We start from the raw sequence: 14,804 nt of genomic DNA on the forward strand, positions 1-14,804 counted from the left end.
CTCCTTACTGCAAAAGCTGCAGTACCTGTGCCGGTCTTTCATTCGCCTGCGCGAGCATGGACATGCTGGCCTGCGAAATTACCTGAATGGTCGTATATTCCGTCATTTCCTCCGCCATATCAACATCCATGATTCTGGAATACGCAGCCGTCATATTTTCGCTTGTGATATCCAAACTGCTGATGCTGTGCTCCAGACGATTCTGGTATGCGCCGAGTCGGCTTCTTGCAGCAGATATATACTGAATAGCGCCTGAAATGCCGTCTATTCCATCTATTGCACTGGCCTGATTCGCTACGCTGAGGCCTTTGATTCCCATTTCATCCAGAGATATGGTAGAAACACGGATGTCCAAAGTCTGCCCTTCGTTGGAACCGATTTGCATGGTCATCGCACCGATTCCGGTAATGTCCAGCTCTACATTTGATAATGTTTTAGGATTACTTGGTGCAGTCATAATAACATTACCTGCCGCATCCCTATCCGGTTGTATTTTTACGTTAATTTCGAAAGACAAATCTCCCGGACAGGTAATCTTAATCGTATTTCCTTGCACTTCGCTAACTGATGAACCCGCGGGAAATGCAGGAGTTCCTGTTGTATTACAGACGCAAGCTACCGATGCAGGATTGATACTTCCATCGGAATAGAAAGTAACTGTCAAGCTGTCAATTGTATACTCCCCCGGTGTCACTCCGTCGGAATAATATCCCACCTTCGCGTCGATCTTATTGGTATATCCCTTCAAATCGAAGTTGCCATTCAAAAGTGTCTGCCCATTAAACTGCGTATCCTCCGCAATTCTCGTAATTTCCTGCTTAAGCTGTTCAATTTCTTCTTCAATGGTAGATCTGTCGATGTCGCTCATCGTTCCCGTGCTGGCCTTTATCGCCAGCTCATTCATTCTCTGCAGAATATCGTGAACCTCAGCAAGAGCGCCGTCCGCCGTCTCGATTACAGAAATCGCGTCGCTGCTGTTCTGGGAGGCAACGCCGATGCCTTTGATCTGCGCGTTCATCTTTTTACCCATCGCCATACCTGCCGGGTTATCCTTTGCATCCACGATCTTCAGACCGGAAGATAGCTTCTGTAAGGACTGGGAAAGCCTGTCGTCATTTCTTGTAAGCGCGTTATTGGCAATCATCGCCTGTGTATTATAGCAAATTTTCATATCTGGAACCCTTCACCTTTCTGTATATAGCTGATAAACAGCTTCGCCGTCTCATATAATTTCTTAGTAGATACTTCCTGCTTCTGCCCCTTCGTCTCAGAACCTGTTTCCTTACTGCCCCTCTCGTCGGACTGTAAAGCTCCCGTAAGATCCAGCTCCCAATTGTAAATGAAGTTCAAGCTGCTCACATGTATATCGGATTGTTCGAAAGCATTCTTTAGCTTTTCCTCCGATTGCTCCAGCATCTTAAAGCCTTCCCTGCTGTCGCATACCACATAGCCCGACATCTGGTAGTCCGCAGAAGCTTCGCTTGATTCCGGCTGCTTGGTAAGATAGAACCTTGCCAAGACTTTCCCGTAGCTTTCCGTCTGCATGGAAGCCGTTACTCTTCCGCTTTCGTCCGCACCCCGAATGATCCTTAGGTTGATAGAGGTCATCTGTCCGTCAATATTTACCGGTACTTCGTAGTTCTCCTCTTTAGCCAGATTGCCTGCAAGAGATATCTGCTTATACATATTGCTGATTTCCCTTATGTCTATATTAACTGCTTCCACGGCATCCTGCTCGTAAACGACCTTATCCAAAATCTCCGCAAACACCTGTCCAAGCTTTTCGTAAGCTTCTTTGGCCGACACTTCATCCGTCATACTTTCCTGAAGATTGTTAACGGCATCCTCGAACTGCTCCGTCTCCCCGGCATCAGATGCAGTATCCTTCATCTTGCCTGCCAGCCTTCCCCTCTCCTTCATTAAGAGTCCGGCCGCCATAAGGTTGTTCGCCGTAACCGTTTGGTCGAAGGTAAGCAGCTCCTTTACCACCGCTTCCTCCGTCAGGGCTGCTTCCCGAAGCATACCCATCTGCTGCTTTTGATATTCTTTCTTTGCAGCCGGGTCAGCCTCCTGCTTTTGAAGCAGCGCAGAGAATTCCTCCAGGGTTATATCGTCCGATATCGCTTGCGCAGGCAGCTTTCCGCCTGCCAGATTATCCAGAATATCATGGGAAAGTTTTTTATAATAATTTGTTTCGTTCGCATTTTCTTTGTAACCGTTTTCGATTTGCTCGGAAATGCTCTTGCCCCGATACTCGGAGGAAACACCGCCGAAGGAATCGTTTACTGTCACATCCATTCCGTGCTTTTTATTGCTTCTCATAGCGGAAAGAAGATTTTTTACCGTCGGTTCCATTCCCTGATTGATGAGAGTTCCTATCGCTGCGCCATCCGTTTTATCCAATTGGCGTAACAGCCGGTATATTCCGATGTAAGCGTCTCTTTCTTCCGGCGCAATCTCGTTATTCTTATCCAATTTATATAAAAATTCACTGTACTTTTCAATGCTCTGCGCCGGGCTTTGATCCTTGCTGTCCAAATATGCCTCCAGCTCTTCCATATTCATGGAAAGTGGGTTCATGCCATCCCGGATCATTTCAAGTGTTGACGCAGGTGTCATTTTATTTACTATCCGCTGAATGGTTAAATCTGTTTCTTTTACCGCGGCTATGTTTTCCTCGGTAATCTCCATTTGGTTATAGCCGAGAATACGGACTGCTCTTCTGTTTTCCTCAGAGGTTCCCTTATTCATATTCTGTAAAATATCGTCCACATTGCGGAATGCTTTTTTTATGGAATCTCCCATATCTGCCCGGGGGGCGGTCATAAGCGTTTCGTAGCTTTCTCCCGCTTTTTCATAGGCAGCGCGCAGTGCGCTTCCTTCGGAATATACGGCTTCAAGCGAATAGCCATCCACAGTGACAGCACCGGTACTGCCCGATGAACTGAGCGCCTGAAGTGCTAACCGCCCTACTGCTGCCGCAGGCATCTGAGGAATCTCTTTTACCTTCGCAAGAGTATCTTCATATAATTGAGCACGCTTAGATGTGTTCTGGGAATCGCCGCCAAACAGTATTTGCTGCCTTTGCTGCTCTGCTGCCTTGAGCTCATCCACGAGCTGCTCTAACTCCGTAGTATCGATGGTAAGTCCGCTTCTTATTAAATGCAAGTTGGCCTGTACGGTCATTTGCAGCCTTATTTCCTCAAGCTGTCTTCTTCCTGTCGTGTTTACCTCATACAGCTCTGTACTAGAAGTTGCTGCCCCGGTACGTATCTGAAGCTGTGCCGCCTTTAAATTGTGAAGATTAAGCTTCTTTCCTTCTGCCGCCACTTTATCCACGGCCTCATCGCTGATGGAATTCACATCATCTATATAGCTTTGGGCTTTTTCCAGATTCGTTCTGTCATCGGCAAGATTGGCCCCGCCGGCCTTCTTCCCGTTAGCTATGGCCGATACTGCCGCCTTAACTACTTCTTCCATAGAGTCAGGAATCTCCAAATTATCCAAATCGTAATACGATTTCAGCGACTCCTCGGTAAGGGGCATCCCTTTCTCGACCAGCCACTTGGCATCCGACATCGTTTCATCAGATACCTCCAGCCCTGCATTTTCAATGACCTTCTCCATCTGAGGCGTAAGCTGCTGCCAGTTGAAGGTCTCCGCCTTTTTCGCATAATAACCGGTATCGTCCTGATAATAGCCCCTGCCTTGCTTTCCCGCATCGGATGTGGCACTATACTGCGCCTTATATATATTATCGAGAGTTGGCTCCATATGGTTGCGCACCATATATTTCTTAATGCCGTCGCTCAAATCCTCAAGCTGTGTCGCCGTCTTGCAGGCATTCATGACGTCCTCCACGTTTTCTTTTGTGACGGGTATGTCATGTTCTTCAAACTGTTTCACCAATTCCTTGGCAAAAGCCGCGCTTCCGGTAATCTGTGTCAGCGTCTCCACATCCAGATCATCCGTATAGCCCGTAATATTCTTGCCGCCCTTAGCGAGGGCCGCTTTGATTTCATCGACAATGGTAACAACCGTCTCTATGTCAGTATTTCCCGGATGATAGCCCTCTTCCTGAAGCTTGGCAAAATCTTCCGTGGACATAGTATTAGACATTACTGCCATATAGTTTTTCTGCGTGGTAACGTCAACTTGCCCCGCATCCTGCATAACGTCTTCTGCGGTCTTTCCTTGACCATCATAAGCAGTGTTATCCATAACTGTGCCAGAAATGTCTAATGCAAATACTCCCCTGCTGCTTGTCTCTCTCACATGGGAGCCACTATATGAAGTTGATGTTGTTGCCTTGTCTACATTAGAATGGGGCTTTACCCCGTTGTTCTCAAAATTAATATTCATATTCTCATTCCATCCTGAATGCAGATTAAGGTAATGCTTCTCATTTGTATAAACAATAAACAACATGCCTTATGAATTGCACTTATCTTCAAGTTATTCAAGTGTTCAAACAAAAAAGGATGAATGTATTCTAACATTCATCCTTTATTTCGGCATAAATTATAAATTTCTTAACCTTTTGCTGCATGAATAATATGTCTGATTAAAAAAGAAATACCGCCGCACCGTAAGCAGGCAAGTCAAAGGCAATGCTGTAGTTCTTATAATTGACCTGTCCGTTTTCTTCCGTTGCCTGAAGCTCTGCAGGTATGGAATTGCCGTTGCCTCCGAACCGCTCTTCATCGCTGTTTAAAAGCAGCTTATATTTTTTCTTTTCCGGAACACCGACCTGATAGCCGTTCCTGACAACCGGTGTCATATTCAGCACGAATAAAAGGTTGTTTTTTCCGTTGGCGGCCTTCCGGTAAAAGCTATAAGTGCTCCGCTCGGCATCATCCGCATTCAGCCACTCAAAGCCGGACCAGTCGTTATCGATTTCATACAAACACGGATATTTATTATACAGTTTAAGCAATTCCTTCACGTACTCGTATATTCCCTTATTCAAAGGTTCTTTAAGAAGATCCCAGTCCAGCTCTCTTTCCTCGCTCCATTCCCTTTCCTGTGCAAAGTCTTGTCCCATGAAAAGCAGCTTCTTGCCGGCATGACCGAACATATATGTATAGCCTACGCGCAGGTTTGCGTATTTATCTGCCGGATAACCCGGCATCTTATTTACCATAGAGCACTTTAAATGTACGACTTCGTCATGGGAGAGGGGCAGAATGTAATTCTCAGCACTGTTGTAGCTCATGGCAAAGGTCATGGCATAGTGGTTATTCTTTCGAAACAGCGGGTCCAGCTTCATATATTCACAAAAATCGTGCATCCAGCCCATGTTCCATTTAAAGCTGAAACCAAGCCCGTCTTCCTCCACCTCGCCGGTCACCTTCGGCCATGCCGTAGATTCTTCTGCAATCGTTAGAAATCCCGGATATGTTCCTAATACTACCGAATTGAGGTGTTTAAAAAATTCTATCGCTTCCAGATTCTTGTTGCCGCCGTATTTGTTCGGGAGCCATTGTCCCTCATTCTTGCCGTAATCCAGATACAGCATGGAGGCCACCGCATCCACCCGGATGCCATCTATATGAAATTCCTTAAGCCAGAATAAAGCGTTGGCAATTAAGAAGTTCTTCACTTCCGTCTTCCCGTAGTTAAAAATCTTCGTTCCCCAGTCGGGATGTTCGCCCAGACGTTTGTCGGGGTGCTCGAAGATGCATTGTCCGTCGAACTCAGCCAATCCATGTGCATCGGTGGCAAAGTGCGCCGGTACCCAGTCCAGAATCACGCCTACTTTATGCTTGTGCAATTTATTGATCAAATACATGAAATCCGCAGGTTCTCCATAGCGGGAGGTGGGCGCATAGTAACCCGTCACCTGATAGCCCCACGAACCGTCGAAAGGATATTCCGCAATGCCCATAAGTTCAATATGAGTATACTTCATCTCCTTCAGATACTCCACGATTCTGTCCGCAAATTCCCTATAATTGTAAAAGCCGTCAGAAGTGCCGCTTGGATGCTTCATCCACGAACCGATATGGCATTCATAAATGGCAAGGGGCTCCTTCTTATAGTCCTTGCCTGCTCTTGCCTTTATCCAGCTATCGTCCGTCCATTCGAAGCCGGACAAATCCGTAGTCCTCGATGCATTTCCCGGCCGGAATTCCGCATAATTTGCAAAAGGGTCCGCTTTATAAAGCTTTCTGCCGTCCGGCGTCAAAATTAAAAACTTATACAGCTCGTTCACTCCCACTCCGGGAATAAATAGAGCATGAATGCCACCCGGACCGAGCCGCTTCATCTCGTGCTTGTCCTCCTGCCAGTCGTTAAAGGTGCCTATAACAAATACCTTCTCCGCATTAGGAGCCCATACTCCGAAAAATACACCCTTCTCCCCATTTTCCACGGAAGGGTGCGCGCCCAGCTTCTTATAAATATCGTAATGCGTCCCCTGGGCAAAGAGATATTGATCCGCTTCGGAAATAAAAACTTCCTCTTCTATATATTTCGCTTTCTTCTTCGCCGCCATAGGCAACCACCTTTCATTTAATAGTGCATGAAGTCCTTTTCCCGAAGAACGATCATATCCTCTTCGTCATACCTCTTGCCTACCAGAATATCGCATAAGTGCCGCAGGTTCTTCTTGTCCGCGAAATAAATCGCATCGTCCACCAGCTCCTTCACCTCAGCCACCGTCACCTCGTGGTCGCTGGTCTGCATGTCCGCAATTCTCGTATGGAGCGCGAGTATTCCGAGGTTATCGATGGAATATTCCATCTCCTGCGCGTACTGTTTGGCATATTCTACGAGTGCATGGTCATTGAGGGCTTCGATATCGATTCTGGCATTGAAATTCTCTGACAGTATATGATTCTTTCTCAGGAAAATATTCATTTCATCTTTTTTGCCCTCCATGATAACGAGAAGGCCGTTGTTTTCCTGAGATAATGCCTTTTTCAAATCCGCTGCCGTAGCGCTGGACATTTCTGTGGCGCGTTCGATAATAAGCGCTCCGTCGGTCAAGTGCGAAAGGGTTTCCTCCACATTTTTCTTTTTCAGGGTAGCCCCTGAAATCTTAGCCACTTTACCGGAAAAATTGCTGTCCGACATCTGCATCATGCGGATAAGGTTTTTGGCTAATTCGATGGTTCCCGTTCCTTCTTCTCCCGTAATAATCACGTTGTCGGTAAATGCATCCATGCTCATGGTATCTACCGCCTGTATGATCTGTTCCTTCGCCTTCTTATTATAAATAAATCTTCCGAATAATTCTTTTTCTTCATTGGACAGGGGACGCAGCCTATTGGCGTCTTCCACCATGCCCACAACCTTCTCTGCCGTATTTACCGGCTCCATCTCGAAGGAAACCGTCTCTAAATCAATGATTTGTTCCGCATCTTTCCTATCTTCCAAGGAGACCGTCTCTTGCTCTTGCGTCCCGCTTTCCTCTAACGTCTGCGGTGTCAAAATATCTTCCGCCGGGGAAGCTGCCGGAATCTCCTCTTGCACGGAAGCGGCAGGATCTTGAACCTCATTGCTTTCGCTGCCGGCTTCCTCACCGGCACTTGCAGGCTGCATTGCCGATTTTTCCGCCGCCACTACAATATCCGACAATCTCGCATCGGGTATTTCCTCAGGGCTTACGGCTTTCTTGCCGGCTTCCTTTAAAATAGCCTCCACAACGGCCTTTTCCAACTGCTCTAACAAACCTTTTTTGGTAGCCTCGTCGAATTCTGAAAACATATTGCCTGTGTGCTGTTCCACACGTCTGCGCACGTCTGCACTGCGCTTTTCTTTGTTCTCTTTCTTCATCTTTTCCCACTCGGTCATGATATCCGTAATGTTCATCTGACCGGTAATCTGCTTCTCAAGCTGGCCTCCCTCAGACACTGCGAGGCTGATTTGTCCGTCATATTCCTGGGAAAGCATCCTCTCAAAGCCCGACGGCTTTATCGTTGCCTTAAGCTGATGAGAGGGGATGGTCGGCATGGATGCGGGTGCAGACACTGTGGATGAGGGAGACACTGTTGCCGGGTATATAACTCTCCGCCCCGGATGAATCTCCTTCGTATCGCTTAAATTGCCGGCGTTCACTTCTTTTACATTTATTTCCTTCGTGTCCTCCAGCAGAACGTCCTTTATATCCTCAAAAAATACTTCCTCCAGCGCCGTCTGTTCTTCCGTAGGCTGAGGCTGTGTAAATTGCGGCTGAAGATTCTCTGCGACGGCGTGTGCCGCCATAGTATTCTGTTCGCTTAAGACAGGACTTATCCCAGGAATACCCTGTTCCTCAAAAGTGGGAATTTTAGTCGCAGTATCCGGTATGGCCGGCATAGGCTGTACATTCGAAACGGGCTGCACGGCCGGAGCCGGTTCTGCCTGAAAAGACGCAAAATTAACGGAAGAAGTACGGGAAGGTTCCTCCGTATCACTCCTGACGTCTTCGCCCAAAAGTTCTTTCATGCTCTTCGCTAGTTCCTTCTGCAAATTAATGGTGTTGTATTGTCCCACATCCACCGTCTTTACGCGGAATTCTTCTTCCTCTTCATCGTCCTCATCATTCTGGGCGGTATATTCGGAGAAATCTGCAATCTTAGCGCTTTCTGCCTGTTCCTGTTCCTGCAGCTCCTCACTGGCTGCCGCCTGAGCCTCCTGAAGCTCTCTCTCTCTCTTAAGAAGAAGGTATTTTTCCTGCTGGTCGGGCGTCAGAGCATGGTGAAGCTGCTTTAATTCCAACGCTTTTATGACATGTCTGCCTTCTCCGAACCAGAGAATCATCTCGTCACATTCTTCCACGCATTTCGTCTCTAGTCCTACTCTATGATACAAATAAGCCAGTTCGTATGCCCATTTTTCCCGATAATCGCGCTTCTTGAATTCCTCCAGTACAGCGATGCGCTCTTCTAAGCTGACATCCTGCGCTTCATACAGCTTATACTGCAATATATATCTTCCCGTATCCTTGGGCGCAATCTGTACGAATTCTTTATAGTACTCGATTGCCTGTACATATTCCCCCATCTTCACGGACAGCTCACACAAAGAATACACAATAAGACGACCGCCCGGATGGCGCTCGTATGCCATTAACAAAATATCTTTGCTTTCCTGAAATCGGCGGTTTATCTTGTATAAATCGCTGATCGTGCAAAGCATCATGACACTCTTGACTCTCCTCCAGTCAATCGTATCGGCAATTTTTACCGCCTCCGCGAATTCTCCCTCCGCAATCAGTGCTTTTATTTCCTCCGCCCGTACTTTATATTCGTACTTATCCAAGGTACTCACCTCATAATTATTTCATTTTTCCCAGCTGTCAAAAGATAGCATAATAACCCTATTTTCATTTTTTAAGTTTACCATACGAGATAATTAATGTCAAAAAAATATCAGGATTTTTCTCTATATATGGCGATTTTTTTCTAATCTCATCCATATATCTTGTGCTATTTTCCCTATAATTCAAAAATTAGCAGAACAAAAGTGTGCTTCGTACACTCTCGCGGCCAAATACTTTGCCAGCACAGCTTTTGTTCCGCGCGCGTAGCTGCGCATCTATCTTTCTTTAATAGGATCACTTTCCTATTAAAGAACAAAAGTGTGCTTCACACTCTCTCGCGGCCAAATACTTTGCCAGCACAGCTTTTGTTCCGCGCGCGTAGCTGCGCATCTATCTTTCTTTAATAGGATTACTTTCCTATTAAAGAAAGCAAATTACTTAGCTCGGCAAATTGCGCCAAAGTAAGTGCTTCTCCGCGAATCGCAGAAGGCAGCTTCATCTCCTCCAGCGCTTTAAGCACATCCTTTTTCCCTGTTTTTAAGTTCGTCGCATTGGTAAGGCCGTTCACTAATGTCTTGCGCCTTTGGTTAAAGGATGCGCGTATAAGCGAAAACATGAATTTTTCATCATCCGCCTCCACCGGAGGCTTTTCATATCTGGTCAGCTTGATGACCGTGCTGCCTACACTTGGCTTAGGCATAAAGCAAGTGGGCGGCACCTGGATCATTACCTCCGGCTTCGCATAATACTGCACAGCAAGAGACAGGGCTCCGTAATCCTTCGTTCCCGGACCGACCTGCATACGATCCGCTACCTCTTTCTGTACCATAATCGTAATGCTCTCAAGCGGAACATCACTTTCAAATAATCCCATAATAATAGGAGTAGTAATATAATATGGAAGATTCGCGATCACCTTTATGGCCTTTCCTCCATTTTTTTCCTGTACAATGCGGTTTACATCCACCTTCAGGATATCTTCATTTATAATTGTTACGTTGTCATATTCGGACAAGGTGTCAGAGAGTATAGGAATCAAGGCCTTGTCTATCTCCACCGCAACCACTTCCCGCGCGTTCTCCGCCAGATATTGGGTCATCGTTCCGATACCGGGGCCTATTTCCAGCACACAGTCTTCCTTTGTAACGCCGGAGGCTGTTATGATTTTCTCAAGTATATGGGTATCAATAAGAAAATTCTGCCCGAATTTTTTTTGAAAATTAAAGTTATACTTTTTTAAGACTTCTATTGTATTGGTGGGGGTTCCCAAAGTTGCCATATGCATTCTCCATGTTTTATTTTTTCCGGGCCATTTATGAAATCTGAAACAACCTTTTCGCATTGTGTGAGGTTATTTCTACTACCTCCTCATAAGAAATCCCCTTTACCTCCGCTATTTTCTCAGCGATGAGAGGAAGGTACAGGGAGGAATTGCGTTTTCCCCTGTAGGGCATTGGTGCCAGATAGGGGCTGTCGGTCTCCAGGAGTATATTCTCCATAGGGATATATTCTACCGCTTCCCTTAGTTTCTTCGCATTGTTGAAGGTGATGACCCCTCCGATTCCAAAGGAAAATCCCATGCCGAGGAATTCTCTCGCCGTTTCCTTCGTATAGGAAAAGCAGTGAATAACTCCGCCTGCTTCCTCCGCCCTCCCGGCTTTCATCATATCCACCGTATCCTTTGCGGCATCTCTGGAATGAATGATGATCGGAAGCTTTACCTCCCGTGCCATTTGAAGCTGTCTGTCAAACCATTTTTTCTGAATCTCCCTATCCGGCTCGTCCCAGTAGTAATCCAGCCCTATTTCTCCCACAGCTACAATTTTAGGAAGGGAGCATTGCTCCTTCAGCCATGCGAATTTTTCCTCGTTAAGCTCTGCCGTATCGGAGGGATGTACTCCTGCGGCACCATATATAAACGGATATTTCTTCGTTAAAGCTATGGTATTTTCCGTGGTCCGTATGCTTGCCCCTATATTTATTACGTATTCGATATCGTTTTCCTTGAAGCTTTCAAGCAGCTTCCCTCTGTCGTTTTCAAACGCCTCATCATCATAATGGGCGTGGCTTTCAAATAGCATTTTTGTTCTCCTGCCTTCATATACTTATATTTTAAAACTTTTTTAAAAAAATGCTTGCAAACTAAAAGACATTATACTATAATAACACTTGCGTTGTAAACGTGACATAAATAATGTTTTCATTTTGCGCTGCTAGCTCAGTTGGTAGAGCACCTGACTCTTAATCAGGGTGTCCAGGGTTCGAGCCCCTGGCAGCGCATGCCAAGTACTGATTTTGTGACCAAAGCGTCATGGGGTTGGTACTTTTTTTATTTTCAGGAATTTATTGCAATCATTTCGAGAACATGATATCATCTCATTAGAACAAGTGTTTGTATTCAGGAATTCAGGTGACATTATGGAACAACTTTCTCTTTTCGACAACCGCAGCGGGGCGGGGCCTCTGGCCAGCCGTCTGCGTCCCGATTCCCTGGAGGATTTTATCGGGCAGGAGCATCTTCTGGGCGAAGGCAAATTATTACGCCAGCTCATCGACCACGACCAAATTTCTTCCATGATCTTCTGGGGCCCTCCCGGAGTAGGCAAGACCACCCTCGCTAATATTATAGCCAAGAAGACCCGTGCTTCATTTATTAATTTCAGTGCAGTGACCAGCGGAATCAAAGAGATTAAGGAAGTGATGGCTCAGGCGGAAAACAGCCGGACTATGGGGCTTAAGACGGTTTTGTTCGTGGATGAGATCCATAGATTCAACAAGGCGCAGCAAGATGCATTTCTTCCCTTCGTGGAAAAAGGAAGCATCACGTTAATCGGCGCTACTACAGAAAACCCCTCCTTTGAAATCAATTCGGCTTTGCTTTCCCGCCTGAAAGTATTTGTTTTGCAGGGCCTTACTGCCGACAATCTTGTGCAGCTGCTGAAAAATGCCATCCATAACCCATCCGGCTTTGCACAGACAAAAATCGATATTTCACAGGAGCTGTTAAGGGCTATCGCCGTCTTCGCAAACGGGGATGCCAGAACAGCGCTTAATACTTTGGAGATGGCGGTTACCAACGGAGAAATAGGACCGGGGAAGATTACGGTAACAAAGGAAGGCTTGGAGCAGTGTATCAGCAAGAAGTCCTTATTATATGATAAAAATGGTGAGGAGCATTACAACCTCATCTCTGCACTTCACAAGTCCATGAGAAACAGCGATCCCGACGCCGCTATTTATTGGCTTTCGAGAATGCTGGAAGCAGGAGAAGACCCTTTGTACGTGGCGAGGAGACTTATCCGCTTTGCCAGTGAGGATGTTGGAATCGCAGACAGCCAGGCTTTGCCTCTTGCCGTCTCCGTTTATCAGGCATGCCATTTTATCGGTATGCCCGAATGCAATGTGAATCTCGCCCACGCCGTCACCTACCTCTCTCTTGCCCCTAAGTCCAATGCCCTTTATATTGCCTACGGGGAATGCCGCCACGACGCTCTTCACACGATTGCCCAGCCGGTTCCTCTCCATCTGTGCAATGCGCCTACCAAGCTCATGGAGGACCTGCATTACGGAGAGGGCTATGAATATGCTCACGACACGAAGGAAAAGGTTGCCCGTATGGAATGTCTGCCGGATGCCTTGAAGAGCCGTTCATACTACCGGCCTACCGGGCAGGGGGCAGAGGCAGAGGCCGGAAGAAAGCTGGAGGCTATTAAAAAATGGAAGGCCGGCGAGGAGAAAAATTAAAATGCACCGTGTGAACCGAAACGGGGCTAAAGATTCCATTTATGGTTCACCTGGTGCTATAGAGTTGTTTCTCCCCTAAGAATGGTCCATCAATTATTTTACCGCAATATAAATATGAATTTCATATTCTCCATTTTCCCTGGCGCTCACATATTCTTCAAAATCGCCGGTAAATGTCCTGTTCAGGTCTATCGACCATATATCGCCCCATGTTTTCCCTACTGCAGACATATCGCCGACAATTACGAACTTCGCATAACGTCCTTCAGGAATTACTTTAAGTACCATATCCTTTAGAACATTGTCCGAGCTGTTAACCTCACAGCCTACGGTTATGTCATATTTTCCGGCTGCACCTTCCTCATAATCTGAATAAAGCCCAATGGAGCTTTCCCCTGTCTTGTCCGGTATTGCTTCAAATAACCCTTCCTCAAAAAGACGTTTCCAAAGCCCTCCTATCGTTTCACCCATTGCCGGATCCATGTTGCTCGTCCGTGCATTTAATCCCATAACCTTTTTTTCTTTCAATGTTACGATTTCATAATCCATACTCTCACTCTCTCCTTATGCTATTTTTCAAGCTTCCTGCGCTTATCCGGCCTGCAACTCCGAAACCCGCCCTTCGCTCTGTATGGATTCATAATAGCATGGATAATATGACATCATTCTGTCATATTTCATATTGTTTTATAGCATTTTTTAATTTTTTTATTAATTTCTCTCTTACCCTTTCCGGCTTGAGTACCTTCATATCAGATCCGAAGGTCAGAAGGTGCTGGTACATCCAGTCGTTCTCCGGCATAAGCATCTGTACCTTATAATTACCGTTCGCAAGCTTTTCTACGTCCTTTTTATCCATTTCATCCAGTATGCGGTATGCTTTATTAGCGGAAATAATGGCTGTTACGGTTATTATCTTATCCGCATATATATTTTTTGTACCTATAGCACTCGTTTCACTGTTTACATTCGAACTATTCTGAGAATATCCTGTGTATTGTAAGGCTGATTCGCCTTGCAGGTCCGGGGTGTCTTTTAAATCCGGATTGCCTCGAACAATCGGAGGGTTCCTTCTCTCAAAATATTCCTCCAATACCCATGGCTCTTCCATACGACTCAGCTTAAAAAAGCGGAAGTCCGCTTTGTCCATGCACCATGCATAGAGATACCACGAGCTGGCACGGAAGACGAGCTTCAAGGGCTCTGCAAAACGCCGGCTGCTCGTTCCATTCGCTCCGCTATAGATGAAGGTTACCCTCTTATGGGCGAAAATTGCTTCCTTCAATATAACGAACCTCCGGCTCACTCCGTCGTCAGAGTTCCATGAGGAAAATTCTATCTCTATCCAATCCTCCTGCTCTCCCCCAAAAAGTGCTGACAGCTTGGAAAGTGCTGGCCGTATCTCCTCTTCCCGCACCGCATTCATTCCGTGGAGGGCCTGCATAATCATTTGCTGCTCCTTCGGAGTAAGCACCGATTTATTCAGCACATAGTTCTCCGTAAGCCGGATTCCTCCTCCCTTCCCCTTCATGGCATATATGGGAATTCCTGCCTGTGAAAGAGTATCGATATCCCTGAATATCGTTCTGGGAGACACTTCAAAGTGTTCCGCAAGCTCCGCTGCCGTAACCGTCTTCTTGTCCAGTAATATATATATGATTTCGAATAGTCTGTTAATCTGCATGGATATTTACCTCTTCTGCCATTATATACTCGGATTTTGCTTTACAACATTTTAGGTTCCTGATAAGTTTATCTTAATATATCTCCACTCTCATTTTAGTGCATAAAAAGAGAGGACTAAATAACTTGG

The 14,804-nt window shown here is 46.1% G+C and carries 9 protein-coding genes and 1 tRNA gene; 2 read left to right on the top strand and 8 right to left on the bottom strand.

Annotated features, from left to right (window positions below):
* Positions 1-4 precede the first annotated feature (4 nt).
* The 6 genes from CC90_RS0115395 to CC90_RS0115420 form a co-directional block, all read right to left on the bottom strand.
* Positions 5-1,171, bottom strand: a complete 1,167-nt coding sequence (locus CC90_RS0115395) for a flagellin N-terminal helical domain-containing protein (RefSeq protein WP_031391632.1) — start codon at positions 1,169-1,171, stop codon at positions 5-7.
* The gene (locus CC90_RS0115400; protein ID WP_031391633.1) at positions 1,168-4,362 is read right to left on the bottom strand and encodes a DUF6240 domain-containing protein; all 3,195 of its coding nucleotides are present in this window, start codon (positions 4,360-4,362) and stop codon (positions 1,168-1,170) included. Before CC90_RS0115400 ends, CC90_RS0115395 begins: the two co-directional genes overlap by 4 nt.
* 202 nt (positions 4,363-4,564) lie before the next feature.
* Positions 4,565-6,496 (bottom strand): 1,4-alpha-glucan branching protein GlgB, encoded by a 1,932-nt coding sequence (gene glgB, locus CC90_RS0115405; RefSeq protein ID WP_051869647.1) that lies wholly within the window; start codon positions 6,494-6,496, stop codon positions 4,565-4,567.
* A 17-nt stretch (positions 6,497-6,513) separates the two neighbouring features.
* Positions 6,514-9,246 (bottom strand): tetratricopeptide repeat protein, encoded by a 2,733-nt coding sequence (locus tag CC90_RS0115410; RefSeq protein WP_031391635.1) that lies wholly within the window; start codon positions 9,244-9,246, stop codon positions 6,514-6,516.
* A 410-nt stretch (positions 9,247-9,656) separates the two neighbouring features.
* Positions 9,657-10,526 carry a 16S rRNA (adenine(1518)-N(6)/adenine(1519)-N(6))-dimethyltransferase RsmA gene (gene rsmA, locus CC90_RS0115415; protein ID WP_031391636.1) on the bottom strand — a complete coding sequence of 290 codons (870 nt, stop codon included), beginning with the start codon at positions 10,524-10,526 and terminating at the stop codon, positions 9,657-9,659.
* 34 nt (positions 10,527-10,560) lie between these two features.
* Positions 10,561-11,328, bottom strand: coding sequence for a TatD family hydrolase (locus tag CC90_RS0115420; RefSeq protein WP_031391637.1), 768 nt, complete (start codon positions 11,326-11,328; stop codon positions 10,561-10,563).
* Between the two features lie 126 nt (positions 11,329-11,454).
* Here CC90_RS0115420 and CC90_RS0115425 point away from each other — a divergent pair.
* Both CC90_RS0115425 and CC90_RS0115430 read left to right on the top strand, forming a co-directional pair.
* Positions 11,455-11,527: transfer RNA gene (locus CC90_RS0115425), tRNA-Lys, on the top strand.
* A 138-nt stretch (positions 11,528-11,665) separates the two neighbouring features.
* The gene (locus CC90_RS0115430) at positions 11,666-12,991 is read left to right on the top strand and encodes a replication-associated recombination protein A (protein WP_031391638.1); all 1,326 of its coding nucleotides are present in this window, start codon (positions 11,666-11,668) and stop codon (positions 12,989-12,991) included.
* A gap of 93 nt (positions 12,992-13,084) precedes the next feature.
* On the opposite strand, the gene CC90_RS0115435 is transcribed toward CC90_RS0115430, so the two are convergent.
* Both CC90_RS0115435 and CC90_RS0115440 read right to left on the bottom strand, forming a co-directional pair.
* Positions 13,085-13,540: a GyrI-like domain-containing protein gene (locus tag CC90_RS0115435; protein ID WP_031391639.1), complete on the bottom strand. Its 456-nt coding sequence runs from the start codon at positions 13,538-13,540 to the stop codon at positions 13,085-13,087.
* Between the two features lie 121 nt (positions 13,541-13,661).
* Complete coding sequence (locus CC90_RS0115440; protein ID WP_031391640.1) at positions 13,662-14,675, bottom strand: helix-turn-helix transcriptional regulator; 1,014 nt, start codon at positions 14,673-14,675, stop codon at positions 13,662-13,664.
* Between the last annotated feature and the right edge of the window lie 129 nt (positions 14,676-14,804).

Source organism: Kineothrix alysoides, from assembly GCF_000732725.1.
Classification (GTDB): domain Bacteria; phylum Bacillota; class Clostridia; order Lachnospirales; family Lachnospiraceae; genus Kineothrix; species Kineothrix alysoides.